Genomic DNA, 26,614 nt, shown 5'->3' on the forward strand with positions numbered 1-26,614 from the left:
AGTTGCCTCATGCCTACTCTGTCCACCTACTGGCAGAACCATCTCAGGGTCGCGTTCGAGGAGTCCGCGCCCCAGCTCTACCGGCCGATGCTCGAAGCCAGCCTCGCGCACGTCGTGATGCTCGCCGAGCAGGGACTACTGCCCGCCGAACGCGCCAAGGCGCTGCTCTCCGGGCTGCGCACGCTCCTCGCCGAGGAGGACGACCGCCTGGAGTTCGACGGCAGCGTCGAGGACGTCTACTTCCTCGTCGAACAGCGACTCGCCGCCGCAGCGGGCATCGCACCGTCCGAACTGGACGTGCAGCTCGCCCGGTCGCGCAACGACCTGGACGCCGGGGTGTTCCGGATGGTGCTGCGCGAGAACGTGCTGGAGCAGGCACGGCTGGCGTGCGCGGCCGCCGCGGTGGCCGCCGCACAGGCCGACCGGCACGCCGAGGTGCTCATCACCGGATACACCCACCGCAGGCCCGCGCAGCCGACCACGCTCGGCCACGTGCTCGCGGGCTACGGCGAGGCGCTGCTCAGCCAGGCCGAGGAGCTGCTCTCGGTGTACGACGAGCTGAACGTGTCACCGCTCGGATCCTGCGCGTTCGCGGGCACCGACCTGCCGATCGCTCCGGATCGCCTCACCGAGCTGCTCGGGTTCCGGGAGACGTTCACGTCGTCGTACGAGGCTGTGGCAGGTGCCGAACATCTGGTGCGGACAGGTGCCGTGCAGGCGCGCATCCTCGCCACCGGAGCGCGGCTGGCGCGCACGATGCTGGACTGGATGACGTTCCGGTGGGTCGTCACGCCCGACTCCTACTGCCAGGGCTCCAGCATCATGCCGCAGAAGAAGAACCCGGTCGTGCTGGAGCACATGTGCTCGATGGCCGGTGCGGCGGCAGCCGATCTCGCCGCGACGCTGAACAACGTGGGCGCGGCCTGGTACGAGGACTCGAACAACGCGACCACCGACGTGCAGCAGCACCTGTGGCGCGCCGGTGACCGCGCGGTGCGGTTCCTGACCCTCATGCACGGTCTGCTCGGTGAGCTGGAGCCGTTGGAGCCGCCGACGCCGGAGGAGATCGTGGCGACCGGTGCCACCACCACCGCCGTGGCGGAGGCCCTCGCCGCCGCGGGCGTGCCCTGGCGCGGCGCGCACACGGTGGTCGGCACGCTCGTGCGGCAGGCTCCCCCGGCGGAGTGGACGACCGAGCTGGTGGCGGACGCCATCGCGAAGGCGGGCCTGCAGGCCGACGACACCGTGGTGGAGGCCGCGCTGGCCGCGGGGCTGCGTCCGCAGCAGGTACTGGACCGGCCGCAGACCGGTGGACCCGGGTCGGCGGCGGTGCGCACCACCGCTCGCCGCGTCGACGAGCGTGCCGGAGCTCTCGCAGCCGAGTTCGACGCCCGCCGGGCTCACCTGCGGCAGGCCGAGGACGCGCTGACCGCGGCGGTCGACGCCGTGCTCGCCGGGGATCGGACGTGAGCCCCGCCGTGGAGACGCGTCGACAGCCCGTGCCGAACCGCATCACCGTCGTCGGCAACGTCAACCTCGACGTCGTCGTCGCGGGGGTCGCCGCCCTGCCGCCGCCGGGCACCGAACAGATCGTGCCCTCGATCGCCGTGCGGCCCGGCGGGTCCGCCGCCAACACGGCGGTCACGCTGGCGCACCTCGGCCGCGAGACCGTGCTGGTCGGGCGGGTCGGAGAGGACGGCACCGCCCGCCTGCTCGACGCGGAGCTCGACCTGCCCCACCTGCACACGCACCTCGTGCGCGCGGCCGGGGAGTCGACCTCCGTCACCGTGGCCGCCGAGGCGCCTGGGCACGACCGGGCGTTCCTCTCGGCGCTCGGGGCGCTCGCGGGCATGGACGCCACCGCCGTGCCCGAGGACGTGCTGGCCAGCCGATTCCTGCTGCTCTCCGGGTACTTCCTCCTGCCGGTGCTGCGTGACGAGCGCGCCAAGGCGTTGTTCTCCGCCGCCCGGCGAGCCGGGGCGCGGACCGCGCTCGACACGGGCTGGGACCCCGGGGACTGGACGGCGGCCACCCGTGCCGAGGTGCTCGATCTGCTGGAGACGGTGGACGTCTTCCTGCCCAACACCGACGAGATCGTCGCGCTGGCCGACCGGCCCGACGTGTCGTCGGCGGCCCGATTCGTGGCCGAGCGGAGCGGGTCGACGGTGGTCGTCAAGTGCGGCCCGCAGGGCGCACTCGTGGTGTCGCCGGACGGCTCCGCCGAGCAGTGCCCGACCCCGCAGGTGACGGTGCAGGACTCCACCGGTGCCGGGGACGCCTTCAACGCGGGCCTGCTGCATCGGCTCGCCGAGGGCGCTTCCCCCGCCGAGGCCGCCGACTACGGGGTGCGAGTCGCCGCGACGGTGATCAGCAGGCCGTCGCACGACCGCCGATTCGCCCCGGCGGACGTCCTTCCCGCACGACGAGACGGAGTGTCGGCATGAGTGACGTTCCCACCGTGCAGGGCACCGAGGTCGTCGACTTCCACCTGCACTTCCGCATGGACCAGGACCCGGCCACCCAGAACCTCTCCGGCGGCCAGTTCACCTGCGCCGACCACGACGAGGAGGCGCAGCGTCGACGGCAGCGACTCGTGGCCGCCCAGTCCGCCCGCTGGCGGCGGGCCTGGGACTTCCCGGACCCCCAGTCGTCGAGCGAGCGGACCTGGCAGGAGGAGGCCGACCTGTGGCTCGACGAACTCGACCGCCACGGCATCGCCCACGCCACCTTCGTCACGGGCGGCGGTGACGAACGGGTCGCCGAACTGGTCGCCCAGCATCCGGAGCGCTTCTCCGGGATGGCGAACCTGCGCGACCTCACCGAGCCCGGTGCTGCCGACCAGCTCCGCCGCGCGGTGACCGAGCTGGGGCTACGTGGCCTCAAGCTGTTCGCGCCCCTGCTCCCCCACCGCATCGACGACCCCGCGGCCGATCCGGTGTGGCGGGTGGCGGCCGAGTACGAGATCCCCGTTCTCATCCACTTCGGACACTGCGGGTCGAGCGGCGGCATCGCGCACAACGCCCACATCGAGCCCGCGTGGCTGGAGTCCGTCGCCAAGCGCTTCCCCGGCATCCCGTTCGTGATTCCGCACTTCGGGGTGCAACACGTGCAGCAGGTGCTGTTCCTGTGTTGGGCGTGTCCCAACGTGCACGTCGACACTTCCGGGTCCAACCAGTGGGTGCGGTGGATGCCGTACAAGCTGACGCTGGAGGACCTGTTCCGGCGCTGCTACGAGACGATCGGGCCGGACCGCATCGTCTTCGGCAGCGACTCGTCGTGGTTCCCGCGCGGCTACTGCTACCGCTACCTGGCCGACCAACTGCGCGTGTGCCACGAGATGGGCATGCCGGACACCGATCTCGACAAGATCTTCGGCGGGAACGCCCGCCGACTGCTCCGACTTCCCCGGGAGGGCACGGCATGACGACGACCACGCCCGCGTCCGACCAGGTCGAGCTCGGCACCTGGATGGCGCGTGAGATCGCCGAGCAACCGCAGGTCTTCGACCGGATCGTCCGCGACCGCTCCGCCGCGCGCGAGGTCGCCGAACACGTTCGGCGGTTCCGCCCGCGGTTCGTCCTCTTCGCGGCTCGCGGGTCGAGCGGGCACGCCGCTCTCTACGGCAAGTACCTGGTGGAGGTCGGCCTCGGGCTGCCCGCCGGAACGGTGTCCCCGTCGACCACCACGTTGTACGGGGCGGAGCCGGACCTTCGGGACGTCCTGCTCGTCTCCGTCAGCCAGAGCGGCGGTTCGCCCGACCTCGTCGAGGTCACCGAGTCGGCCCGCCGTCGGGGTGCGCTGACGGTCGCCGTGACCAACACCCCGGACTCGGCGTTGGGCGCGGCGGCGGAACACGTGCTGGACATGGCCGCCGGACCGGAACGGGCCATCGCCGCCACCAAGACGTACACGGCGAGTCTGCTCGCCCTGTACGTCTTGGTCGACGAGATCCGCTCCGGCACGGCCACCGACCTGTCCCACCTCGGCGCGGCTGCGCAGCGGGTCCTCGACGACAACGTCGACCGCGTGGCCGACGCGGCGCGGCGGCTGCGGTTCGCCGAGCGGATCGTCACCACCGCGCGCGGCTACTCGCTGGCCTCCGCCGCGGAGACCGGGCTCAAGTTGGCCGAGACCAGCTACCTCGTCACCCGCTCCTACAGCGGGGCGGACCTGTTGCACGGCCCGATCGCGGCGGTCGACGCCGAGACCGCCGTGCTCGCGTTCCGCGGCGCGGGTCCGGGTGGCCGCACGATGGCCGATGTGCTCGCTCGGGTGCGGGAACGCGGCGCCGACGTCCTCTGCGCGGGGACGCAGCCCACCGACGCCCTGCTGGTGCCCGAGGTGGACGAGGCGTTGACGCCGGTGGTGGAGATCCTGCCGCTGCAACGACTCGCGTGGAGCCTCGCCGTCGCGCGGGGCCTCGACCCCGATCGTCCGGCCGGGCTGCGCAAGGCCACCGAGACCCGATGACGTCCGGCGCGGCGGCGGAAGGCTTCGTCGCCGCGCCGGTCACCACGTCGGACCGACGTGTCCGCTTGCTGCCAGGTTCCTTCCGCTCACCCCCTCGTCGCCGTCACCGGTCTGCTGTTGTCGTTGTCCGCCTGCACGTCGGCCGAGACGCCCCCGCGGGCGGCGCCTCCGTCCGAACCGGAACCCGATCGAGCACTCGTCGCATGGGCGGACTCCGTGTGCACGCAGGTGGCGAGTCTCGACGGCCTGATCACCGAGGCCGGGAAGGAGATCGAGCCCTACCACGTCTCCTCGGTCGTCGGCGAGGCCCTGGCCACCTTGTCCGAACTGGACCCCTCGGGGATCGCAAGCGCCGACGCCTACGTCGAGGCGTTGACGGGCAGACTCGAACGCCTCCGCGACGACCTGCCCGACGACGGCGAGGGATCGGCCGCGAGCCGGGTGGGAGAGAAGCTCACCGACCTCGGTCCGCAGGAACCGGAGCTCGTCGCGCTCACGGAGACCACACCGGAGCTCGCCGTGTCCGTGCACCTGGCGCCGGGCTGCTCGCCCTTGCACCCGCCACCGTCGATGTCCACCGAGGCGACACGCGCACTCATGGAGTGGGCGAACACGATGTGCGTCACGCTGACCACACTCACCGACCAGCCCGCCCCGATCGACCCGCTGTTCGAGGACTCGCGGTTCGCCCAGTTCGAGCCGTACCACCTGGCGAGCTACCTCGACGAGGTGCGCGGGGTCGTGACCCATGTCCGGGAGTCCGTGGCGGCGATGGCCGAGACCGGGCTCGACGTGGCGGACTCCTACCGGGCGGAATTGCTGACCGCGCTCGGACAGGCGGTCGAGGACCTGCCCGGGGACCACGGTCCGTTCCACTACCACGATCTCCCGGCGGCCGAGGTGCGCGAGGAGGCGAAGCGCGCACACGGCGTCGTCGAGGAACTCGCGCAGCGTCCGGCGCCCTCCGACGTCGCGCGTCGGCATCCCGGCCTGGCCGCCGCCCACGACCTCGCACCTCGGTGTCAGCCCTCCGCGCCGCCGTCCCCCGACCCGTTGCCCGCCGCGAAAGACGGCACGAACGTCGCGGCGTGCGCCGACGGGCGGTGTCAGATCGAGATCTCCGACCCGGTCGACGTGACCGTGGCCGGAGCGCGGTTCACCGTCGCCGTCAGCGAGGGCCGGTTGTGGCTCGCCCAGGACAGTGGCTTCATCCAGCTCCGCGGTCCGGGCACCGCCCGGTTCGGTCACTCCGGTGGAACGACCGTCTTCTCCGTGGTCGCATCCGACGACACCACCGCGGTGGTGGACGTGACCACCGAGTGAGCCGAGGTCAGCGATCGAGCACGGGCAGGTCGTAGACGCGGCGGATGCTGCTGCCGAGTTCGTGGATGTCGGCACCGTAGATGTGCAGCGACACGGCGAGCTCGCGGCAGCTGTTCCACACGCGGTGAACGTCACCCGGCGGATCGAGTGCCGACACGGAACCGACGGCGTTGACCTTCTCGCCGGCACGCACCAGGTACGGTCTTCCGTCCTCCTCGCGGACCTCGTACGTCTCCTCGCTCTCCTGGCCCTCCACCACACCGGTGACACACCACGACACGTGGTCGTGCACGGGGGTGGTCTGCCCGGGCAGCCACACGAGCGCCACGATCGAGAACGTGCCGGACGGTTCGACGTGGACGATGTGCTGGGTGTAGCGCTCGGGGTCGTGGCCGCGAAGGTGCTCCGGCAACGGCAGGCCCTTCGCGAGCCGGTCGGACAACACCGTGGCCACTCCGGCCGCGACATCCGACGTGTCCGTTTCCTCGGCCACCACCTCGCGGACCGAGGTCACCAGGTCCGCGAGCTCCGCCGTCAGTGATCCGCTGGGTCGCGTCGTCATACAGTCCTTTCCTCGGCGTGTCGCGGCCGGCATCTCCGACCGCGACAGGACGATCCGCTCTCGTCGAGCATGACCAATGCGCGGCATCGGCGAAAGAACCGGACGTGACTCGGACGGCGAGACGTCGTGTCGCCGAGCTCAGTTCACCGTGTCGGGTCGCGACCGGCGCAGACCGTCGGTGCCGTGCAGGGTCGACTCCAGCGGCTGGTGCAGCAGGTCGGGGTCCACCGCGAGGTACTGCCTGGTCTCCCGTGCGATCAGCCCAGCGCACAGCACCAGACCGATCAGGTTCGGCAACGCCATCAGTCCGTTCATCACGTCGGAGAACGTCCACACCAGGCTCAACTCGGTGGTCGCGCCCACGAGGATCACCAGGGTGAACACCAACCGGTAGGGCAGCACGCCCCGGACGCCGACCAGACGTTCCATGCAGCGTTCGCCGTAGTAGGCCCAGCCGAGAATCGTGGAGAACGCGAAGAACACGACACTCACGGTGACGACGTAGTGGCCCCAGGTGCCCGGCAGGCCACGCGTGAACGCCTCGGCGGTCATCTCCGCGCCTTCCAGGCCCGACGTCCACGTGCCGGTCGTGACGATGACGAGGCCGGTCATGGTCACCACGATGACGGTGTCGATGAACGTCTGGGTCATCGACACCATCGCCTGCCGGACCGGGTGCCGGGTCTGGGCCGCCGCCGCCGCGATGGCCGCCGAGCCGAGCCCCGACTCGTTGGAGAAGATGCCCCGGGCCACGCCGTACTGCAGCACGATGATGAACGCCGACCCGAGGAAGCCACCAGTGGCCGCGGTGCCGGTGAAAGCGTCGGAGAAGACCAGTCCCAGGGCCGCCGGGACCTCGCCGACGTTGAGCAGGAGCACGGTCAGTCCGCCCAGGACGTACACGATGATCATGAAGGGGACGAACGAGGCGGTGACCTTGCCGATCGACTTGATGCCGCCGATCAGAACTGCGCCGGCGGCAATCGTGATGACGACGCCCACCGCCCAGGCCGGGAACCCGAAGGAGCTCTCCAACGACGCCGCGACGGTGTTCGACTGGGTCATGTTGCCGATGCCGAAGCTCGCCAGCACCGCGAAGACCGCGAAGGCGACGCTGAGCACGAGTCCGAAGCGGTTCGGGATCGCCTTCGCCAGGTAGTACTGCGGCCCGCCGGACATCTCACCGCGTGCGTCCTTGGTGCGGAACCGGACCGCGAGGAAAGCCTCCGAGTACTTCGACGCCATGCCGAGCAGCGCCGTGACCCACATCCAGAACAGCGCGCCGGGCCCACCCCAGTAGATCGCCGTGGCGACCCCGGCGATGTTGCCGACACCGACCGTGGCGGCCAGAGCCGTGGTCAACGCCTGATAGTGCGAGATGTCACCTTCCGCGCCCTCGTCTCGCCGCTTGAACAAGGCGAGCCGCAGTGCGGGCACGAGCTTGACGAACTGCACCCCGCCCAACCGGATCGTCAGGTACAAACCCGCTCCCAGCAGCAGCGGAATGAGCAGGAACGGGCCCCACACCACGCTGCTGACTTCGCTGAGAAAGTCCTCCATGTCCCCTCCTTACCGGCCGGTAGGCATGCGACAGCATAAGAGGGCTCGCCACTCGATCGAGTGAGGGTGCCGCCCCGCGCGGTGCCCGGGCGCTCCCTAGGACGGCCCACGTCGGCGGGCCAGCTCGACGAGCCGTTCCGCGCCGTCGGTCCACGCCTCGCCGTGTCCGACCAACACCGTCGTGGCTGCGGTGGCCGCGATCGCATCGAGGGACCTCAGGGCTCGCTCCGGGTCGACGGTGGCGGCGCCGGAGACGAGCTGTGGGCCACGGGTGCCGCGATACGGGTCGAGTGTGACCACCGCGTCGCCCACGATGACGGCGTCCCGATCGGGGAAGTGCAGCGCGCACTGGCCGAGCGTGTGCCCGGGAGTGAACAGCACTCGCGGCCGTCCGGGCACGTCGAGCACGCCCTCGGTCATCCGGTGCACGTCCTTGACCGGTTCGGGCCACCAGGCTCGACGGGCGAGCAACCCGACCGCGATCGGCAAGGCCCTGACCTGGGTCAGCAGGTACCACGACAACGGTCGGTCCCGGCCGTACCGCCTGGGATGTCGGGTCAGCGGGACGTCGTTCTCGTGCACGTACACCGGGACCCCGACCTCCCATCGCAGCCGCTCGGCGAACCCGAGGTGGTCGAAGTGGCCGTGGGTCAACACGAGAGCCTCGATGTCCTCCGGTCGCCGACCGAGCTGCGCCAACGCCCGCTGCAACGAATGCCACGACGTCGGCAGGCCCGCGTCGACGATCGTCAGTCGGTCGCCGTCCTCGACGAGGAACCAGTTGACCGACGCGTCTTCGACACGGTGGATTCCGTCGGCGACGTCGGTCGTGAGCATCCCGCCTCCGTGGTCGAGTCGGCGAACCCGTCACCAGGACCTACCCGCGACGGGGATGCTCATGCGCCGACCTCACCGACACCACCGAGGCGGCCCCTTCCCCGCCGGAACGCGAGGACGGTCCGGCACCGTGATGGCACCGGACCGTCCTGGCGTTCCGTGTCAGCCGTCGGTCGGACGGACCGGGATCCACCCCCCTTCGAGCGGGTCGCCGAACTCGTCCTCACCGGACTCGGTGGTGTCACGCGGCTTGTCGAACTCACCCCTCGACGCACCGCGCTCCAGCGGACGCATCCCGTCGATCTCGCTCTGGCCGGGCGCGCTCGACACCGGCGTCGCGGCGGCCGAACTCGACGCGGAACCGCCCGCGAGGTCGCCGATGACCGACAGCCCCTCCCGGACGACCTTCAGCACGCCGACCGCGCCCTCCACGAGCGTCAGGAGGTTCTCCCCGCTGGCGAGCAGCGCCCCCAACTGCCCGGCGATCTCCCCGGCGTAGCGGGTGGCGATCGCGATGCACTGCGGGATCGCCTCGCTGATGCTCGCCCCGAACGTCGCGGGCGCCGCCGCGATGGCACTGGTCATGATCGGCACGATCTCGGCGACCGCCTTGGTGATCAGCTCGGTGACGACGGCGACGACCTGCGCCACCACCTCACCGGCGGCGATCATCGCCTTGGCGTTCGTCCCCGCGGTCTCGGCGATCGACAGCACCCCGTCGACCAGTTTCGTCGCCGTCCCGAGGTAGTCCCCCTTGGCGGCACCCGACCACTCGCTGGTCTCACTCTCCACCGTGGACCGATAGTCCTCGGCGACGGCGCTCGCGTCGCGGGCGGCCGCGTCGTGCTGGCCCGCCGGACCGGACACCGCACCCGGCTCGCCCCGCAACTGCCCGAGCGGTTCCTCCAGGAACGAGATCATCGGCGTGAGGAAGTCGCAACCGGCGCTGCTCAACGCCGACAACGGGCTCGTCGTCGACCCGAGCAACTCCAACGACACACCGGGCGAACCCGCGAGGTCCGAGGACAGCCACTCCTTGTTGCCGATGGCCTCACGAGTCACCCGCAACTCCGCGAGCGCGGTGCTGATCTCCAGCACCGACCGTTCCAGCTCCGCGATCTCGTCCGAACTCGGCGAGCTGTCGGAACCGGTCTGTCGAGGCGTCGTTGACGTGTTCATCGGCTGCCTTCCTCCAACCCGGTTCCGATGTCGGTCAGGCCGTGGGCGTGCTGGTCGTCGGTGCTCTCGTACCGGTCGGCCGCCTGCCGCAACCCGTCGGCGACCTTGTCCACGGTCGCGGCGGCGTGCGCGAAGGCGGCCATCGTCTCGGCCATCGCGGAACCGATCCCCGCCGTGACGAACTGGGCGAGCAGGCCGAGAGCACCGTCACCCATGCGGTCCGGCAGACCGGAACCGACGGCGGAGAGCTGATCGGCCTGTGTGGAGAGCCTGCTCGCGTGCGCGCGGAGTTGCTCCGGGTCGACCGTGTACGACTGCGGGTCGCTCATCGTCCGACCTCCGCGGGCAGATGCTGCGTGATCTGCGCCAGGGCCGGGCTGTCACCGAGATAGTCCGACATCACCTCGGCCATCCGGGCCCCCGCCTGACGCTGCGCCTCCTGCGCGGTGCGCACGATCAGGTCGGCCAACGCCTCTGCTTCGAGCTTGCGAGCCATCGGCGTCAGCTTCACCCCCTGCAGCGCGCCCCCGGCGTTCACCGACACCGTCACCTCACCACGAGGTGACGTCGCGGTCGCGCCGATCTGCGCCACTGTCTCACTGGCCTGACGCGCTCCCTCGGCAATGCGTTCGAGGCGGCCGCGGTAGTCGGCCAACCACGCTGCTGCGTCCATGTCCTCTTCCTTCCCCAGTGTGATGAGAGTCCGTGTGCGAATCGTCAGCCGTGCGCCGCCGCCACCGCCTGGCGCAGCGTCCGGACGAGTTCGCCGTGCCGCAACGGGTTGACACTGAGCCACCCGTTGTCGTCGGTGTTGACACGAACCCGACCCCGGGGTCCGTCCAACCACGACACTTCGAGCACGCGCTCGACGGTGCCCGAGCGGCGGGCGAGCACCCCGAGTTGTCCGCGTCCCTCGACCGAGGGCAGCAGGTCGAGCAGCGCGTCGACGGCGCCCTCGTCCCCTCCGCGTTCCCGAACCAGCGCCCGCACACGTTGCTCGGGCGCCGCGACTCCCCCGGTCTTCTCCAGCAATCGGGTCGCGTCGCCGACGACACCGGGTGGCAACGTGATCGGCATGACCGGGGCGGCGCCGACCTCCGGAATCCGGGTGAGGAACACGTCGGGCAGCGCGGACTCGGAGACCCGCGCGACGGTGACGGGGCCCGGCGTGCCCCCGATCTCCTGGCGACACACGACGGCACCCCGGTCCCGTACCAACGCCACGACACCGGTGACCGTGGTGCGGCCGACCACGACGAGGTCGACGGTGCCCCGGTGCTCGCGCAACGCGGTGACCAGGTCGGCCGCAACCCCGGTCGGTCCCCGGTCGGTGGCGAGTCCCCGTTCGGCCAGACTCGCGCCCGCGGCGGCGAGCAGGTCCGCGCGTTCGTGCTCGATGCGGCCGAACGAGGGCACCCGCAGCGGGAACGGCAGTCGCGTTCCCGCGTACGTGGAGAGCAGGTCGAGTTCCACCAACTCGAACGTCGCGTCGTCGAGTGCGGTGGTCACGACGACCGCCCGGATCGTCCCGGAGACTCTGCGGACTCCCTCTTCTCCCGCAGATCCTCGCGAGACTGCTCCTCGTGCTCCAGGTACTTGCGCTTGGCCCCGGCGAGCATCTGCTCGAACTCGCGCAGCTCCCGTTCCGTGGCCTCGACCTCCCCGGCGAGGCCCGTGCTGCCCGCCGCCTCCCGCAGCCGCATGGCCAGGTGCACGGCGGGAGGCGCCGTGCCGAGCATCGGCAGGCGTTCGGCGAGGCGACTCGCCGTCGCCACGAGTTCACTGGTGAGATCGCCGAGCTGGGCCAGTGTGGTGATGCGCTGGTCGAGCAGGTCCACCTCGACCCGGAGCTTCCGTCCCTCGCTCATCCCGCCTCCTCCGGCGACAGGCCGATGACCGCCTCGCTTCCCGGATCCGGCACCGGGAAGAGCTTGTGGTCGATCGTCGGCAACTGGTTCTCGTGCTGCTCGTCCTCGACGTTGCCTCGCGCCGCGGCGGCGGGCGGGACCATGCCGCCCATCGCCGACGTGCGAGCCGCCGCCGATTCGGCGGTGAGCTGCGCGGCGGTGGTGACCGCCCCGCTCTGCATGCTCATGGCTCCCACGCGCATGCCCTGCCCCAACACGTTGCCCGCCGAGCCCGGTGCCGAACCCGGGTGGCCGAGTCCGGCCGCCGCCGCGGCCCCGCCCACCACCGCGCCCGCGACCGCACCCGGGGCGAGGGTTGCGGTCTTGCCGGCCGTGAGCGACTGCCACGACGGCGGGGTCGAGGTGGTCGTGCTCGCCGTCGTGGCGGAGGAGTGCGTGCTGCTCGACATGGTGGCCGCTGCGGGGATCGTGCCCTGGGCCTGCCCGATCAGCTCGTTCGAGTTCGTCAGGCTCGCCTCGTAGGTCTGCATCGCGCGAATGGCCTGCTGCTTCTGCATGTCCGCCGTGTCGGCACCGACGTAGAAGCTGAACGACGCGCTGCCGACCGCACCGAACGCCATCCCCATGTCGGGGCCGGACGGAGCCGACGTCGTCGGCGCCAGCTCCACCTCTTCCCCGTCCGCCGTGAGCACCGTCATGCCCGTCGCCGACGAGTTCCCCCCGACCGTCGACCACGGCTGCACCCCGTCGTCCGACGTGAGCACCGTCGCGCCCGCCGTCGACGAGTCGTCCACCCGCTCACCGACGGTCGTCGATCCGGTCGGCACCTCACGAGAACCGGACGGGACGAACGACGTGACGTCCGTCCAGCTTGTCATCGCGTCGGTCATCGGCGCGGACGCCTCTCCCGGTGGAGGCGGCATCATCGCCCGCGCCTGCGCCAACGCGTCCGCCGCCTGCTCCGCGGCCAGCTCCCCGGCACCGGCCAGCTCGGCGATCTTCTCCACGCGCTGCGCGAGGACGTCGAGCCTGCGCGCGGCCTCCTCGGCACCCGAGCCCTGCCAGCTCTCCAGTAGTGCGGCCTTCTGCTCACGCAGCACCTCGGCGTGGGTGGCCAACGCGGCACGATGCTGCGACCACTCCGCGGCAATGGTGCTGACGTCCGCGACGTCAGCGTCCTGCCACAGCATCTGGTACAGCTCCTCGTGGGTGTAGGCCTCCCAGTTCACGCTGCCCTGCGGCGCCACCGGCGCACCGAAGTACACGTCCCACCCGCCCGACGATCCCGTCGTCGGCGCTTCGGCCGCGGACGACTCCGGCTGTGCTGGTTGCGTCCCCGACGTTTCGCTCACCACCCCAGACCCCTTTCGGCTGCCGACCTCGTTCGTCGACCGATCCAGCATCGGGCGAATGGGGTCAGGAGGGGAAGGCCACGAAGCGGCCACTTTTGGCCGGTGCCTCTGACCTGCGGAAAGCTCGTCGTCGACGGCGCGCGGCAGCCGAACACGAGGACACCCGGGACGGGCGGCCCACGCACCCTCCCGGGCGTCCCGACGCGCGGTCGGCGGTGCCGACTACATCCGGCGGCGCCGACCGAACCGGCTCATGCGCCGCGGCGTCTCCGGCTGCGGCGCCTCCAACCCGCCGCCACCGGACGTGTCGCCTTCCCGAGCCCTGGCTCGCTCCAACGCCTCGGTCTCCTCGGGCGGGTCCGGCTTCAACAGGCTTCCCGCCACCGGCTTGCCCGCGGTGCCGAGCTGGTTCATCTTCTTCGGCACCGGCGCGCCCTGGTAGCTCAGCGGCATCGGGTGGCCGTCCTCCATCGGCCCCAACGGCTGGTGCACCTCGATGAACTCCCCGTGCGGGAGCCGCCGGATGATGCCGGTCTCGATGCCGTGCTCCAGCACGTCGAGATCGTGCCGTTGCAGCCCGAGACAGACCCGGTAGGTGATGAAGTACGCCAGCGGCGGCAACAGCAACAACCCGATGCGGCCCGCCCACGTCATCGCGTTCAGCGAGATGTCGTACTTGAACGCGATGATGTCGTTGAAGCCGGAGATCTCCAGCACCATGAAGAACGTCAACGCCATCACGCCGAGACTGGTGCGCACGGGTGCGTCACGTGGGCGTTGCAGCAGGTTGTGGTGCGCGGTGTCCTTCGACAGCTTCCGTTCGATGAACGGGTAGGCGATCAACAGGGTGAGCAGGATGCCCATGCCACCGACGCCCGCGAAGAACACCGGCGGCACCGTGTAGTTGCCCAGGTACAGCTCCCACGGTGGGTAAATGCGGAGGATGCCGTCGGCCCAGGCCATGTACCAGTCGGGCTGCGACCCCGCCGACACCTGCGACGGGTTGTACGGCCCGAGATTCCAGATCGCGTTGATCTGGAACAGCCCCGACATCAACGCGGTGAACCCGGTGACGACCAGGAACCACGCGCCCCCCTTGAGCGCGAACACCGGGACGATCCGCACCCCGACGACGTTGGTCTCCCTGCGCCGCACTCCGGGGAACTGGGTGTGCTTCTGGTACCAGACCAGCACCAGATGCACCGCCACGAGCGCGAGCATGATGCCCGGAATGATGAGGATGTGCAGCGCGTACATGCGCGGCACGATCAGCGTCCCCGGGAACTCGCCGTCGAAGACCATCCAGTGCAGCCACGTCCCGATGACGGGGATCGAGAGCACGATGCCGGACAGCGTGGCCCGGATGCCGGTGCCGGAGAGCAGGTCGTCCGGGAGCGAGTAGCCGAAGAAGCCCTCGAACATGCCGAGAATGAGCAACAGGGCTCCGATGACCCAGTTGGCCTCACGCGGCCTGCGGAACGCTCCGGTGAAGAAGATCCGGAACATGTGCACCATCATCGAGGCGACGAAGATCAGTGCCGCCCAGTGGTGGAGCTGCCGGATGAACAACCCGCCCCGGACCTCGAACGAGATTTCGAGCGCCGACTCCAGGGCTCGCGACATCTCGACGCCCTGCAGGTTCGTGTACGGGCCGTCGTAGACGACCTCCGTCATCGACGGGTCGAAGAACAGCGTCAGGTAGACGCCCGAGAGAATGAGGATGATGAAGCTGTAGAGCGCCAGTTCCCCGAGCAGGAACGACCAGTGGGTCGGGAACACCTTGTTGAACTGGTGGCGGACGGCGCGGGCGAGCTTGTACCGCGCGTCGGCGTTGTTCCCGGACTCCGCGGCACGCCTACGCAGAAAACTGGAGCCTCTGGTCGGTGTGGTGAGTGAGCTCATCATCCGCTCCGCTCTCGGACGTCACGGCTCCTGCGCTTTCGACGATAAGACGATTCCCCGTCGAGCGCAGTCGGCACCACTTTCGGGTCCAAATACCCGGATCGGCGCTGGTCACGCGCGAGCACGGTGCGCGACACCGCACCGGGTCAGGACGGGAGGGCTCCTCCCCCGCGCCCGGCCCCGTCGACCCCGACGAGCCCTGACCGCAAACTCCCGTCCCACCAGCTTTTCCGACGTACGATACGAAGTTCACCGCCCCGTCTGTGACCGGAAGCGAGACGACGTGTTCAGTCAGCAGATCCGAGGTGTCACCTACACGTTCTCCGGCCTGGTCGACGTGATGGCGAAGGCCACGCCGCGACGCTCCGGCGACGAACTGGCCGGATGTGCCGCGGAGTCGGACCGGGAACGGGCCGCCGCGCAGTGGGTGCTCGCCGACGTCCCGTTGACCCGGTTCCTCGACGACCTGCTGGTGCCCTACGAGGACGACGAGGTCACCCGGCTCGTCGTCGACAGCCACGACCGGACGGCGTTCGCGCCCGTGTCGCACCTGACGGTCGGTGGCTTCCGTGACTGGCTGCTCGACACGGCCGTCCGCGACGACGCGAGCACACGGTTGGCAGCCCTCGCCCCGGGGCTGACACCGGAGATGGTCGCCGCGGTCTCGAAGCTCATGCGCAACCAGGACCTCGTCACCGTGTCCCGGGCGTGCTCCACCACGTCGGCCTTCCGTACCACCGTCGGCCTTCCCGGGCGGCTCAGCACCCGCCTGCAGCCGAACCACCCGACCGACGACCCGCGAGGTGTCGCCGCCGCGGTGCTCGACGGGCTGTTGCTCGGGTGCGGCGACGCGGTCATCGGCGTCAACCCGGCCAGTGACGCGCCCCGTCGTACCGCCGACCTGCTGCGCCTGCTCGACGACATTCGCGAGCGCTATCGGATTCCGACCCAGTCCTGCGTGCTGGCGCACGTCACCACGACACTGGACCTCATCTCGTCCGGCGCACCTGTGGACCTCGTGTTCCAGTCGATCGCGGGCACCGAGGCCGCCAACCACGCCTTCGGGGTGTCGCTGGGGCTGCTGGCCGAGGCCCACGACGCGGGTCGCTCGCTGCGACGCGGCACGGTCGGCGACAACGTCATGTACTTCGAGACGGGGCAGGGCTCGGCGCTGTCGGCCGGGGCGCATCTCGGCGTCGACGGCCACCCCGTCGACCAGCAGACCTTGGAGGCCCGCGCGTACGCGGTCGCCCGGGCCTTCGAGCCGCTGCTCGTCAACACCGTCGTCGGTTTCATCGGCCCGGAGTACCTCTACGACGCCAAACAGATCGTCCGCGCCGGACTGGAGGACCTCTTCTGCGGTTCGCTGCTCGGCCTGCCGATGGGCGTCGACGCCTGCTACACCAACCACGCCGAGGCGGACTCCGACGACATGGATGTGCTGCTGACGCTGCTCGCGGCGGCGGGCTGCGCGTTCGTGATCACCGTGCCGGGCGCCGACGACGTGATGTTGGGCTACCAGAGCCTGTCGTTCCACGACGCCCTGTACGCCCGGAGATTGCTGGGGTTGCGCCCCGCGCCCGAGTTCGAGCGGTGGTTGCAGGACCTCGCTCTCGCCGACGACCACGGCCACGTGCTGCCCACGTCGCTGGACGCCTCACCGCTGCGGACGTTGGTGAGCGGACTGTGACCGACCTGCACCCTCGCGACCACGCCGCCCCGGGCCCCTGGCGGGAGCTGCGGCGACTCACCCAGGCCAGGATCGGGCTCGGACGCGCCGGCGACGCCGTCCCGCTGCGCCGGGTCCTGGAGTTCCGCAGCGACCACGCCGACGCGCGGGACGCCGTCCACCAGGGACTGGACGTCGCGGCGTTCACGGCCGACGTCACCGAGGTGGGCGCAGGCATCCCCGTGGTCGTGCCCAGCCGGGTCCGTGACCGGGACGAATACCTGCGTCGGCCCGACCTCGGGCGTGTTCCCGCCGATCCGAGCACGATCCCGCACAGCGGAGCCGACGTCGGGATCGTCCTCGCCGACGGACTGTCTCCCCGTGCGCTCGCCGAGCACGGCGCGCCGCTGTTCGCCGCGTTGGTGGCCGCGTTGCGCCCCACCTACTCGCTGGCGCCTCCGGTCGTCGCCACCCAGGCGCGGGTGGCGATCGGCGACTGGATCGGGGACGCGCTGGGCGTGGCCACGGTCGTGGTGGTCATCGGGGAACGGCCGGGACTGTCCGTCGCCGACAGCCTCGGCGTCTACCTGACCCACCAGCCTCGCCCGGGTCGCACCGACGCCGAGCGCAACTGCGTGTCGAACATCCATCCCCCGGGCGGCCTGCAGTACGACGAGGCCGCGGCGACCGTGTCCCGGCTCGTCGCCGGAGCCCGGCGGATCGGCCGCTCGGGCGTCGCGTTGAAGGACGAGGGTGGCCATTTCGAGCTGGAGGAGTCCTCACCGCTCGCCGCCCCTCTCCCCACCCCCGCCGACGAGGAGGAAGACCCTGCCCGCTGAGGGCAGGCGCCCGACGGCGTGTCCACGCCCCACGCACGCGTGTCCGCAACGCGCGACGCCAACACGCGTGCATACGACGCCAACACGCGTGCGCACGACGCGAACTCGCGTGCGCAACTCGCGGACACGCCGTCGGGGCTTCGTTTATCGGTCGGGCCAACGGGAATCACCCCTCCGATCACCGGCTACGGCGCACACTCGACGAACAGGGGATTCCTATGTTCTTCCACCGGCAGGAGCTGCAATTCAAGGCGACTCCGGACCAGCCCGACGCGGTGTACGCGCGAAAACTGCAAGAAGTTCTCGGAGGCCAGTACGGGGAGATCACCGTCGCGATGCAGTACATGTTCCAGGGCTGGAACATGCACATCCCCGGCAAGTACCGCGATCTCGTCTTCGGTATCGGCGCCGAGGAGTTCGGCCACGTGGAGATGCTGGCCACCATGATCGCCCAACTGCTGGAGAAGTCGCCCGTGGGGATCACCGAGGAGGCCGTCCAGTCGGACCCGGCGGTCGCGGCGGTCATCGGTGGTACGGACATGCAGCACGCCATCGTCGCGGGTGCCGGGGCGCGCCCCGTCGACAGCATGGGCAACCCGTGGCAGGGCTCGTACCTCACCGCAAGCGGCAACCTGCTGGCGGACTTCACGTCCAACGCCAACGCCGAGATGCAGGGCCGGGTCCAGGTCGCACGGCTCTACCACATGACCGACGACCACGGTGTCCGCGACCTGCTGGCCTTCCTGTTGGCCCGCGACACCATGCACCAGAACCAGTGGCTCGCCGCCGCGGCGGAGCTGCGCGAGCAGGGCATCGAGGAGCTGCCGACGCCGAGCAACTTCCCATTGAACAAGGAGCACCGGGAGGTCTCGTACCAGTACCTGAACTTCAGCGACGGCCAGCACGCGTCGGAGGGGCCGTGGGCCTCGGGTCCGACACCTGACGGCAAGGGCGAGTTCAGCTACCACGAAGGTCCCACCACGAACGCCCCGATGCCGCCCCCGACCCACCCAGACTCCCGCTTCTACGGCACCACGGAACTGCCGAACACGATGGAGAAGATGGCCGGAGCCACACAGGACAAGTTGAAGAAGGAATGAGCGCCCCGAGGCGCGATGTGTCCACAGTGGTCGCATCGCGCCTCGGTCGCGCCCTCTCGCCCCCGTCCCCCTCGGCCGGGGGCGACGTGTGTGGCGCGTTCCGCCCCAGTGTTGCCCTTGCGAGCGACGACGGCGGCCCGGAATGTCACCGCTGACAAGACCGTCCTAACGCGATTCCTCAGCCGTGTAGTGGACGCCGGTGAACTGCGCGCGCCACCGCGAGACCCGTGGTGCGACCGTCGCCGGGTCGGTCTCGGAATCCAGCGCGTCGACGACCAGGCGAGCGAGGTCGGCCATGTCGCCGACCCGCATTCCCCGCCGCACGAGTTCCGGCGTGCCCAGGCGAAGACCATTGACGTCACCGGGCACGTCCTCGTCCGGCAACCCGATCCCGCTGGCCAGCAGGTTGGCCTCGCGCAGTCGACGGGAGGCACGTTGTCCGCCTCCCCACCGGTGGGCACGGAGCCCGAACTGGTGGGAGCGCGTCGGCCCGTGCGCCCCCGCGAACACCGGCAGCCCACCACGCGACAGTTCCTCGGCGAGCGCGGCGGCCGTCTCGATCATCGCCTGCGCGTACGCGCGTCCCGCGACCTTCCAGTCCACCATCGTCACGGCCAGTGCGGCGACCCGGCCCGCGTCGAAGTTGGCCGTCAGGCCGGGATGGGCGATCCGGTCGAGTCGTTCGGCCAGCTCGGCGTCGTCGGTGATCACCGCACCGCCCGCGGGACCGCCGAGGCTCTTGTACGTGCTGAAGGTCGCCAGGTGCGCCCCCTCGGTCAACGGCTGCTGCCACGCCTGCCCGGCGATCAGCCCGCACACGTGGGCCGCGTCGTAGAGCACTCTGGCGCCGACCTCGTCGGCGACCCCACGGATCTGCGCCACAGGATGCGGATACAGGTTGAGGCTGCTGCCGATGGTGATCAGCCTCGGCCGCACCGCGTGCGCCAGCTCGCGCAGCTCGTCGACATCGACGGTGTAGCCGTCCGGAGCCACCGGAGCGTCGACGATCTTCAACCGGTACAGCCCCGCCGCACCGGCGGCATGGTGGGTCACGTGACCGCCGATCGCGGCCGGGGGCACGATGACGGCGTCACCGGGCTCGCAGGTGGCGAGGAACGCGTACAGGTTCGCGACGGACCCCGACGGGACGCGGATCTCCGCGTGGCGTGCGCCGAAGAGTTCGGCCACGAGTTCCGCGGCGACGACCTCGATCTGCTCGATGGCCTCCAATCCCGTCTCGTACTTCTCGCCGGGATAGCCGAGCGAGGGCCGCGATCCGAGGTTCGCCGACAACATGGCCTCGGCCCGTGGGTTCATCACGTTCGTCGCCGGGTTCAGGTTCAGCGCGTCCTCGTCGTGGATGCGGCGGTTCAGCGTGACCAGCCGGTCGAGCTCGGTGAGCAACTCCCCCGGTGTCGACGTCGCCGTCGCGGCGGCCACGGTCCGGACACGGTCTTCCGCGGAAGCGGGCACCCAGGCGCGGGGTGCGAGCGCTGGAGTCATCGGGGCTCCTTCTCGGTGCGGCGACGACATCGCCGTCCAACGTCGTTGATCAGCGGACGATAGCCAGCGGGGGCCGGGCTGCGCACCCCTGCGAAGACGGGAACTCAGCCGAACCAGGAGTGGCCGACGACCACCTCGGCGCCCTGCGGCACCCGCACCGGATCACCGGCGACGATGCGCCGGGACGACTCCATGAGCAGACGCAGATCAGGGCCACCGCGTCCCTGGGACGCGGCTCCTTCGGGATGCCACCAGGCCGTCCACGTCGTCCCCCGCCACACCACGAGCGGCCCGTCGATGACCGTGCCGATCGTGCCGTCGATCGCGTCGAGCAGATCGGACGAGCCGTGATCGCAGGCGTCGCAACCGCAGTCCGGGACCGTCTTCAGCGAGAAACCGGGCTGCCCGACGCCGACGTGGAGGACGGCGAGCGAGCCGCCGTCCACCGGCACGTCCGCTTCGAGCAACACCAACGGCAATGCGTCCGGCCGGGGCGGGAAGATCCGCGTGCCCCGGTCGAACCGGCCCGACGTGCCGTCGTCCAGCGGAGCCGCGGCGAGCCGCTCCACCTGGACGCCGGGTTGCGCGGCGAGGAGTTCGACCCAGGTCCGGGCCCGCGCGTGTACGATGGCGTACCGCTGCGGCTCGGTGACCCGCGAGTACGCGAGCTCCGTCGAGGCGGAGTGCGGGTCGGGCCAGGCCGGCAGGCCGAGCCCGTCATAGGCCTCCGACACCTGCTCCCGCAGATCGCTCACCCGCACCATGTCGCCCACGATAGGCCCGAAGCGGCGTCCGATCCGGTCGTCCGTGCCAGGGCGGCTCGCATGAGCGCAGTCACCGGAGAATTTGTGCCCGCCGACACTCCGAAGAACGCCTGCTATCCCCGTCCGGCAATGCGGGAGTCGGCCGGGTCGACTCCGTGCGGGCGCTGCGAGACCTCCGTCCCCTACCCGAAAGTCTCGTCCAACGCCGCGAGCAGGTCGGCCACGAGGTCGTCGGGGTCCTCGATGCCGACCGAGAATCGCAGGTGACCCCACTTTTTGAACTCGTCCGGATACCGCGCGACGCGCGGGCCGTCGGTGCCGACGTGCACGATGAGCGACTCGTCGTGGCCGAGCGACACCGCCGAGGTGACGACGCGCAGGTTCTCGACGAACCGGTTCTGTGTGTCGGGGTCGCCCGCGACGGCGAAGGCCATCATGGCGCCGTAGCCGCGGCCGGCGAACTGACGGCGCGCGAGCTCGTGCTGCGGGTGGTCGGGCAGCCCCGGGTACGCGACGTAGGCGATGCGCGGGTCCTCCCGTAGCCGCTCGGCGATCAGCGCAGCCGACGTCATCTGCTGCCGCAACCGCAGTGGCAAGGTCACCGACCCTCGCATGATCAGCCACGCGTTGAACGGCGAGATCACGCCGCCGACGTCCACCATCGCGTCGCTCTTGATCGGCGCGAGCAGCTCGGCAGACCCGATCACCGCGCCGCCCATCGCGTCGCCGTGGCCGTTGATGTACTTGGTGAGCGAGTGCACGACGAGGTCGGCGCCGTCGGCCAGCGGCCGGTACAGCGGTGGTGGCGTGAACGTGGAGTCGACGACCAGGATCGCGCCCGCCTCGTGCGCGATTGCCGCCACCGCCGCGACGTCGGTGACCTTCGTGGTCGGGTTGGCGATCGTCTCGATGTGGACGATGCGGGTGTTCGGCCTGATCGCCGCGCGCACGGCGGCCAGGTCCGTCATGTCGACGAACGTGGCCTCGATGCCGTAGCGCGCGGGCAGCAGTTCGGCGAACAACCGCCACGTCGCCTCGTAGGTGACGTCGGCGACGACCACATGGTCACCGGTGCGCAGGTGACTGAAGAAGACCGCGTGCAGGGCCGCGACGCCCGAGGCCAGCACGACCGCGTCCTCCCCGCCTTCCAGGGCCGCCAGCTTCCGCTGCAGGCCAAGCTGGTTGGCACCCGAGTTGCGGGTGTAGAGGGGGACGTCGGTGCCCGACCAGCTCAGCCCGGCCGGGTCGTCGGGCAGGGCGTACGAGTTGGCCATGACGATCGGGGTGCGAATGGCACCCGAACCGGCGTCGATCTCGTTGCCCGCGTGGACGGCACTGGTCGGGAAGGCCAGCGTCTCGGGGCGATGCTTGTTCGGTCGCGTCGTCATACGCGGATTCTCACCCGGAGACGTCGCGCCCGAACACTCGTGTCACACACTGGAACGCGTCCGGCTCACCCGCCGTCGAGCTCGTGCAGGAAGCCCCGCATCTCGGTCACGCGCGGGTGTGTCGGCGGCAGATGCGTCTCGTAGTGGTCGAGACACCGGCGCGCGAGTGTCCTCGCGGTGTCCCGGTCCCCCAGCACGGCCAGCACGTGGGCGAGGTTCGACACCGCTTGGATCGTCTCGGGGTGGTCCCGGCCCAGTATCCTCTCGCGGTCGGCCAGACACTCCCGCAGCAGCACGGCGGCTTCGTCGTACTGCTCCAGTTCGTACAGGACGGTCGCCAGATTGTTCCGGACCGAGGCGACGAGGTCCTCGCGGCCCGGGAATGTGAGGGCGACGCGAAGGACGTCGCGATACAACGCGGCAGCCTCCTCGACGTGTCCGAGGTGGAACTCCGCGGCGGCAAGGTCACTGCGGGCGGCGGTGGTTTCTTCGCTCTCGACGCCGTGACGTCGGGCGGTCTCCTCCGCGACCGTGCGGAAGAGCGCGGCAGCTTCCTCGAACCGGCGCGCGACACGCAGGGTCTCGGCCTGCCGGGCCAGTTCGGTCAGCGTGCTCTCCCCCGCCTCGCCCCGTCTGGCCCGCCGCTCCATCACGTCGGCGTGCAGTGCCTCGGCCTCGGCCGGCCTGCCGAGTTCGGTGAGCACCGCGGCGAGCGCCGAGGCGGCGTCGAGCGTGTCGGGGTGATCGCGGCCCGACAATCGTTCTCGTCGGGTGAGGACGTCGCGCAGGAACTGCTCCGCCAATTCGAGCTGTCCGACGGCGTTCCATGTCGTACCCGCCTCGTACAGGGTGGTGAGGGTGTCCGAGTGGTCCGGACCGAGGTGGAGGTAGCTGAGCCTGGCGACGTACTGGTACAGCTCCGCCGCCTCCTGGAGACGGCGCGGATCACGGGAGAGGTGGCGTGCGACCTCGCGCATCGCTTCGATCGACACGGGATGGTCCTCACCGTGGCGGTCGATCATGGCGCGCATGCGCAGCACGTTCCACGTCAACGCGTCGACCGGGACGTCGATGACGATGGGCTCGTCGTCGCTCTTACGCTTTCGCCGCCGCCGCACGAACCTCACAGCACCTCCCGATCTCCGGACCCTGGCAGACCAACCGCTCACCGTCCCCAGTCAGACACCGGAATGCACCCATCCGGCCCACAGACTCGGCGGGTAGTCCCGGAACCGAAGCAGGACCTCACGCAACACCTGAGCCGCATGCTCGGGGCTCGGCGTCCTCGTGATCTCGGCCAGCGCGGTGTGGAAGGCGACGGCGATTCGCGCCGCCATGGTGTCGTTGACGTGCCACAGCGTGGCGACGACGCCGGGGTAGCCGGCGAACTGGAACGCCCCCGCCAGGTGAAGCGCCTCGTCGGCGAGTTCCCGGGACGTCCGGGCGGTGTGGCAGGCGGAGAGGACCGCGAGCCGGGCGTCGGGAAGGTGTGCGCGCGAGACCTCCAGCACCGTCAACGGCCGGTCGCGCAGGAACAGCCGACTCGCCGACGGCTCCTTCGGGTCGTGTGTCCCGTGACAGGCGAAGTGCACGCAGCTGCACCGCGCGAGGGCGTCGAGAACCCCGTCGGAGTTCGCGTCGGCGCCCTGGAGCACAGTGCCCGACCAGAGCGTCGCGATCGTGGTGGCCTCGGTGTCGGCGTGCGGGAGGGTCGGTGCCGACGCCGCGTGCGGGACCGCCACCGCGACGACGCCCGTGGACCGTGACGGCCGGGCCGCAGCGGCCCGCGCGTAACCCAGCGCCCGCACGGTCGGCGTGTACGACGAGATCACGCGGTCCAGGACTCCGGCGCCAGGACGGCCGGCGGCGTGCAGCGGCATTTCCGCCAGCGGTCCGCCGGGCGACCACCACACGCGGGCGCCGTCGCAGTCGATCGTGTCCAGCACCGGACCGGTCACGGTGTCGTGCAACCACTCCAGGACCTCGGTGATCACCCGCCCGCCGTCCTGTTCCCGGCCGAACGTGGTGGACGCCTCCAGCGCCTCGGCGAATCGGTCGGCCTGTCGGACGGCCTCGCCGAGCGTCAGCGCAGGCAAGGGAATCACGCGCACAGCCCCGTCGTGCAGCACGAGGGCGTCGCACCGATGGACGCTGACGTTGAGCAGCACGACCGGCCCCGAGCCCGCCCACTCCTGCACGCGGCGCAGATCCGGTGGCAACAGGAAGTCCTCGAAACCGGGTAGTGTGCGGATCTCCGCCAACAGCTCCTGACGTCGGCGTGCGGTCGCATGTCGCTGGTCGCTGCCTGCCACGGCGAGGTCGAGGGCCGCCAGCGTGTCGTCCACAGCGGCCAGTCGAGCAGCAAGATCGGGATTCGCCCGCCGTAGCTCGGTCACCTCGTTGCGCGAGTCCAGGGTCTGTCCGAGCAGGATCCCGCGTCCCTGTTCCAGCCATCGCACGGCGAGGCCGGGATCGCCCGCTTCGATGGCGAGCGCAGCGGCGTCCGCGGCGACTCCCGCCAGGGCGGCGAGGCCGCGTTCCCGGTCCGCTCGCGCGAGTCGATGGGAGGCGACCTCCGGAAGCAGTGACATCGCCGTTTTCACCGCTTGCAACGCCGCGGACCGGTCGTCCAGCTGCATCGCCGCGTCGGCCCACCGCCGCGCGGCGGCAACCCGGTTGAACGACGCGTCCGACGGGTCCTCCGCTGCCGCCGCGAACGTGTCGACCGCCGCCCGCAGGGGTCCCTTCGCGTGGATGCGCTCGTACTGGAGGAGCAACAGCTCGGCGAAGAACGTCCGGAAATGGGCACGGTCGGAGTCGGTGAGCGGGTCGGCGCGCACCGCTCGCCCCGCCGCGGTGATGGCGCGGTCCAACGCACCGTCGTCACCGGTGCGGTCGAACTCCTCCCGCCACGCCTGCGCGAGGGCGTGCAGACACAGCGACCGCACGAACGACGCGGGCAGCTCGTCGAGAAGGTCTTGCAAGACAGTCAACGCCTCGGCGAGATCGGCGGCATCGCGGCGCATGCGATATCGGAGGATGAGGGCGTTGCCGAGCGCGAGCTGCTGTGTACCGTCACCGACGATCAGACTCGCGGCTTCCCGGGCGCACTCCACCGCCTCGTCCGCCGCGGTCGCGTCCCCGGTGCGGGACACGAGGTCCTGAAGCGCCACACCGAGAGTCGAAAGGGCGCGTCCTCGACTCCCCTCGTCACCGGCGAGGGAGAGAGCCTCGCGCAGCAACGCGATCGCTTCGTGCAGCGCATCCAGGTCGTTGAAGGACAGAGCCCGTTTCCGCAGCGTGGCGGCGAGGTTGGAGAGCGCGCCCGGCCGGTCGGGATGTCCCGTGGGCCTGACTGTCAGAGACCGCCGATGGCAGTCGATCGACTCGGCGAGCAGCGTCTCCTCGCCGGTCGCCTCGAACAGGCGGTACAACGCGGACCCGAGACTCGACACCCGGTGGGAGCGCTGCAGCGGGTCGTCCTCGGACAGAGTCACCACGATCCGCAGCAGCTCCACGCTCCGTCGGAGGTCGGCGAGGTCACCGATCGACTCGTAGCGGAGGCGCCGCAGCACTCCAGCGGCGTGCAGCATCTCGGCCAGGTGGGGATCGTCCACCGCGACGTTCGCGACGACCTCCTCCGCCGCCGCGATCGCCTCGTCGGCCAACGTGGGCTGCCACGCCAAGGTCTCGTCGGTCAGCCGGCGTTTGGCCAGTCTCACGGCGCTCACCAGACAACGGTGGCGACGGCGACCGGTCTGGGCGTCCGCCGCGACGCGAAAGGCTTCCCACGCCTCGTCCAGGTCGTTGATGCGTTCGGCCTCGGTGAACCTGGTGGCCAGTGTCATTCCCAACACGGTGTGCAGCTCGGGGACGTCGATGCCCAGTTCGGCGGCGGACGAGACACCGAAACGCGCGAGCTCGACGGCCCGATCCAGCTCGCCCTGGTCACCGCCGAGTTCGTAGGTGTACAGCGCCACCCGCGACAGCATCCCCACCTGCTGCGGCCAGACGGGGCCGGTTCGGGCAAGGTCGGTGAGGATCGTCCGGCACTCGTCGAGGTCTACGGGATCTCGACACGCCTCATACCGTCCGAGAAGCAGGGACGCGAGATTGCCGCGCGCTTCGCGAGTCCCTCCCGTCAACCGGCACAGCGTGATCGCTCGGTCGAACTCCGCCACGTCGCCTGTCCGCTCGAACCGGGCCATGCACGCCTGGATCTCGGCGAACGGCTCGTCGAGGTCGGACTGCTCCATCTCTTCCCCCGGTCCCGGTGATCCGGTAGAGAGAATCCCCAG

General features: G+C 70.5%; 23 protein-coding genes. 8 read left to right on the forward strand and 15 right to left on the reverse strand.

The genetic code is table 11. The features are described 5' to 3' along the window. The first annotated feature begins 9 nt into the window (after window positions 1-9). Genes JAV51_RS07435 through JAV51_RS07455 form a run of 5 tightly spaced genes read left to right on the forward strand, consistent with a single transcriptional unit; the run spans window position 10 to window position 5,793 of the window. Entirely contained in the window at window positions 10-1,470 is a 1,461-nt protein-coding gene (locus JAV51_RS07435; RefSeq protein WP_197319912.1) for a lyase family protein, read from the forward strand. Next, the gene (locus JAV51_RS07440; protein WP_307845764.1) at window positions 1,467-2,444 is read left to right on the forward strand and encodes a carbohydrate kinase family protein; all 978 of its coding nucleotides are present in this window, start codon (window positions 1,467-1,469) and stop codon (window positions 2,442-2,444) included. Before JAV51_RS07435 ends, JAV51_RS07440 begins: the two co-directional genes overlap by 4 nt. Continuing rightward, window positions 2,441-3,424: an amidohydrolase family protein gene (locus tag JAV51_RS07445; protein ID WP_197319913.1), complete on the forward strand. Its 984-nt coding sequence runs from the start codon at window positions 2,441-2,443 to the stop codon at window positions 3,422-3,424. The genes JAV51_RS07440 and JAV51_RS07445 overlap by 4 nt, the downstream gene beginning before the upstream one ends. Next, window positions 3,421-4,470, forward strand: coding sequence for an SIS domain-containing protein (locus JAV51_RS07450; protein ID WP_197319914.1), 1,050 nt, complete (start codon window positions 3,421-3,423; stop codon window positions 4,468-4,470). The genes JAV51_RS07445 and JAV51_RS07450 overlap by 4 nt, the downstream gene beginning before the upstream one ends. A gap of 57 nt (window positions 4,471-4,527) precedes the next feature. Further along, window positions 4,528-5,793 (forward strand): hypothetical protein, encoded by a 1,266-nt coding sequence (locus JAV51_RS07455; protein WP_197319915.1) that lies wholly within the window; start codon window positions 4,528-4,530, stop codon window positions 5,791-5,793. A 7-nt stretch (window positions 5,794-5,800) separates the two neighbouring features. Here the strand turns inward: JAV51_RS07455 and JAV51_RS07460 are convergent, their stop codons facing one another. From JAV51_RS07460 to JAV51_RS07505, 10 genes are all read right to left on the reverse strand, one after another. Next, a complete protein-coding gene (locus tag JAV51_RS07460) occupies window positions 5,801-6,355 on the reverse strand; it encodes a cysteine dioxygenase family protein (protein WP_197319916.1) in 555 nt (184 codons plus the stop codon). 138 nt (window positions 6,356-6,493) lie between these two features. Beyond that, the gene (locus JAV51_RS07465) at window positions 6,494-7,915 is read right to left on the reverse strand and encodes a sodium:alanine symporter family protein (protein ID WP_197319917.1); all 1,422 of its coding nucleotides are present in this window, start codon (window positions 7,913-7,915) and stop codon (window positions 6,494-6,496) included. 96 nt (window positions 7,916-8,011) lie between these two features. After that, window positions 8,012-8,752 (reverse strand): MBL fold metallo-hydrolase, encoded by a 741-nt coding sequence (locus JAV51_RS07470; protein ID WP_197319918.1) that lies wholly within the window; start codon window positions 8,750-8,752, stop codon window positions 8,012-8,014. 162 nt (window positions 8,753-8,914) lie between these two features. Further along, window positions 8,915-9,931, reverse strand: a complete 1,017-nt coding sequence (locus tag JAV51_RS07475; protein ID WP_197319919.1) for a hypothetical protein — start codon at window positions 9,929-9,931, stop codon at window positions 8,915-8,917. After that, a complete protein-coding gene (locus tag JAV51_RS07480; RefSeq protein ID WP_197319920.1) occupies window positions 9,928-10,260 on the reverse strand; it encodes a WXG100 family type VII secretion target in 333 nt (110 codons plus the stop codon). The genes JAV51_RS07475 and JAV51_RS07480 overlap by 4 nt, the downstream gene beginning before the upstream one ends. Continuing rightward, window positions 10,257-10,604: a YbaB/EbfC family nucleoid-associated protein gene (locus JAV51_RS07485; RefSeq protein WP_197319921.1), complete on the reverse strand. Its 348-nt coding sequence runs from the start codon at window positions 10,602-10,604 to the stop codon at window positions 10,257-10,259. The genes JAV51_RS07480 and JAV51_RS07485 overlap by 4 nt, the downstream gene beginning before the upstream one ends. Before the next feature lie 44 nt (window positions 10,605-10,648). Beyond that, window positions 10,649-11,440, reverse strand: a complete 792-nt coding sequence (locus tag JAV51_RS07490; RefSeq protein WP_197319922.1) for an ESX secretion-associated protein EspG — start codon at window positions 11,438-11,440, stop codon at window positions 10,649-10,651. Further along, the gene (locus JAV51_RS07495; RefSeq protein ID WP_197319923.1) at window positions 11,437-11,799 is read right to left on the reverse strand and encodes a hypothetical protein; all 363 of its coding nucleotides are present in this window, start codon (window positions 11,797-11,799) and stop codon (window positions 11,437-11,439) included. The genes JAV51_RS07490 and JAV51_RS07495 overlap by 4 nt, the downstream gene beginning before the upstream one ends. Next, window positions 11,796-13,151 carry a hypothetical protein gene (locus tag JAV51_RS07500; protein ID WP_307845765.1) on the reverse strand — a complete coding sequence of 452 codons (1,356 nt, stop codon included), beginning with the start codon at window positions 13,149-13,151 and terminating at the stop codon, window positions 11,796-11,798. Before JAV51_RS07500 ends, JAV51_RS07495 begins: the two co-directional genes overlap by 4 nt. Before the next feature lie 222 nt (window positions 13,152-13,373). Further along, entirely contained in the window at window positions 13,374-15,053 is a 1,680-nt protein-coding gene (locus tag JAV51_RS07505; RefSeq protein WP_197319925.1) for a cytochrome bc complex cytochrome b subunit, read from the reverse strand. 283 nt (window positions 15,054-15,336) lie between these two features. Here JAV51_RS07505 and JAV51_RS07510 point away from each other — a divergent pair, with 283 nt between their 5' ends. The 3 genes from JAV51_RS07510 to JAV51_RS07520 all read left to right on the forward strand — a co-directional run bounded on the left by JAV51_RS07510 (window position 15,337) and on the right by JAV51_RS07520 (window position 18,661). Continuing rightward, the gene (locus JAV51_RS07510) at window positions 15,337-16,743 is read left to right on the forward strand and encodes an ethanolamine ammonia-lyase subunit EutB (RefSeq protein WP_197319926.1); all 1,407 of its coding nucleotides are present in this window, start codon (window positions 15,337-15,339) and stop codon (window positions 16,741-16,743) included. Continuing rightward, on the forward strand, window positions 16,740-17,561 hold the full coding sequence (gene eutC / locus JAV51_RS07515; RefSeq protein ID WP_197319927.1) for an ethanolamine ammonia-lyase subunit EutC: 822 nt from the start codon (window positions 16,740-16,742) through the stop codon (window positions 17,559-17,561). The genes JAV51_RS07510 and eutC overlap by 4 nt, the downstream gene beginning before the upstream one ends. A gap of 218 nt (window positions 17,562-17,779) precedes the next feature. Continuing rightward, window positions 17,780-18,661, forward strand: coding sequence for a manganese catalase family protein (locus JAV51_RS07520; RefSeq protein ID WP_197319928.1), 882 nt, complete (start codon window positions 17,780-17,782; stop codon window positions 18,659-18,661). A gap of 165 nt (window positions 18,662-18,826) precedes the next feature. Here JAV51_RS07520 and glyA read toward each other — a convergent pair whose 3' ends face one another. From glyA to JAV51_RS07545, 5 genes are all read right to left on the reverse strand, one after another. Then, entirely contained in the window at window positions 18,827-20,164 is a 1,338-nt protein-coding gene (glyA, locus tag JAV51_RS07525) for a serine hydroxymethyltransferase (protein WP_197319929.1), read from the reverse strand. 104 nt (window positions 20,165-20,268) lie between these two features. Then, window positions 20,269-20,928: a DUF6226 family protein gene (locus JAV51_RS07530; RefSeq protein ID WP_197319930.1), complete on the reverse strand. Its 660-nt coding sequence runs from the start codon at window positions 20,926-20,928 to the stop codon at window positions 20,269-20,271. Between the two features lie 182 nt (window positions 20,929-21,110). After that, on the reverse strand, window positions 21,111-22,316 hold the full coding sequence (locus JAV51_RS07535) for a PLP-dependent aspartate aminotransferase family protein (RefSeq protein ID WP_197319931.1): 1,206 nt from the start codon (window positions 22,314-22,316) through the stop codon (window positions 21,111-21,113). A 65-nt stretch (window positions 22,317-22,381) separates the two neighbouring features. Beyond that, window positions 22,382-23,434: a tetratricopeptide repeat protein gene (locus JAV51_RS07540; RefSeq protein WP_197319932.1), complete on the reverse strand. Its 1,053-nt coding sequence runs from the start codon at window positions 23,432-23,434 to the stop codon at window positions 22,382-22,384. Between the two features lie 60 nt (window positions 23,435-23,494). Next, window positions 23,495-26,572 (reverse strand): CHAT domain-containing protein, encoded by a 3,078-nt coding sequence (locus tag JAV51_RS07545; protein ID WP_197319933.1) that lies wholly within the window; start codon window positions 26,570-26,572, stop codon window positions 23,495-23,497. Window positions 26,573-26,614 lie beyond the last annotated feature (42 nt).

It is taken from the genome of Saccharomonospora sp. NB11 (genome assembly GCF_015910535.1).
Classification (GTDB): Bacteria; Actinomycetota; Actinomycetes; order Mycobacteriales; family Pseudonocardiaceae; genus Saccharomonospora.

What these genes read in the sequence shown, in the direction of transcription:
- JAV51_RS07435 (WP_197319912.1), top strand. Translation starts at nt 10, where the DNA reads ATGCCTACTCTGTCCACCTACTGGCAGAACCATCTCAGGGTCGCGTTC.
- JAV51_RS07445 (WP_197319913.1), top strand. Translation starts at nt 2,441, where the DNA reads ATGAGTGACGTTCCCACCGTGCAGGGCACCGAGGTCGTCGACTTCCAC.
- JAV51_RS07450 (WP_197319914.1), top strand. Translation starts at nt 3,421, where the DNA reads ATGACGACGACCACGCCCGCGTCCGACCAGGTCGAGCTCGGCACCTGG.
- JAV51_RS07460 (WP_197319916.1), bottom strand. Translation starts at nt 6,355, where the DNA reads ATGACGACGCGACCCAGCGGATCACTGACGGCGGAGCTCGCGGACCTG.
- JAV51_RS07465 (WP_197319917.1), bottom strand. Translation starts at nt 7,915, where the DNA reads ATGGAGGACTTTCTCAGCGAAGTCAGCAGCGTGGTGTGGGGCCCGTTC.
- JAV51_RS07470 (WP_197319918.1), bottom strand. Translation starts at nt 8,752, where the DNA reads ATGCTCACGACCGACGTCGCCGACGGAATCCACCGTGTCGAAGACGCG.
- JAV51_RS07475 (WP_197319919.1), bottom strand. Translation starts at nt 9,931, where the DNA reads ATGAACACGTCAACGACGCCTCGACAGACCGGTTCCGACAGCTCGCCG.
- JAV51_RS07480 (WP_197319920.1), bottom strand. Translation starts at nt 10,260, where the DNA reads ATGAGCGACCCGCAGTCGTACACGGTCGACCCGGAGCAACTCCGCGCG.
- JAV51_RS07485 (WP_197319921.1), bottom strand. Translation starts at nt 10,604, where the DNA reads ATGGACGCAGCAGCGTGGTTGGCCGACTACCGCGGCCGCCTCGAACGC.
- JAV51_RS07495 (WP_197319923.1), bottom strand. Translation starts at nt 11,799, where the DNA reads ATGAGCGAGGGACGGAAGCTCCGGGTCGAGGTGGACCTGCTCGACCAG.
- JAV51_RS07505 (WP_197319925.1), bottom strand. Translation starts at nt 15,053, where the DNA reads ATGAGCTCACTCACCACACCGACCAGAGGCTCCAGTTTTCTGCGTAGG.
- JAV51_RS07520 (WP_197319928.1), top strand. Translation starts at nt 17,780, where the DNA reads ATGTTCTTCCACCGGCAGGAGCTGCAATTCAAGGCGACTCCGGACCAG.
- glyA (WP_197319929.1), bottom strand. Translation starts at nt 20,164, where the DNA reads ATGACTCCAGCGCTCGCACCCCGCGCCTGGGTGCCCGCTTCCGCGGAA.
- JAV51_RS07530 (WP_197319930.1), bottom strand. Translation starts at nt 20,928, where the DNA reads ATGGTGCGGGTGAGCGATCTGCGGGAGCAGGTGTCGGAGGCCTATGAC.
- JAV51_RS07535 (WP_197319931.1), bottom strand. Translation starts at nt 22,316, where the DNA reads ATGACGACGCGACCGAACAAGCATCGCCCCGAGACGCTGGCCTTCCCG.
- JAV51_RS07545 (WP_197319933.1), bottom strand. Translation starts at nt 26,572, where the DNA reads ATGGAGCAGTCCGACCTCGACGAGCCGTTCGCCGAGATCCAGGCGTGC.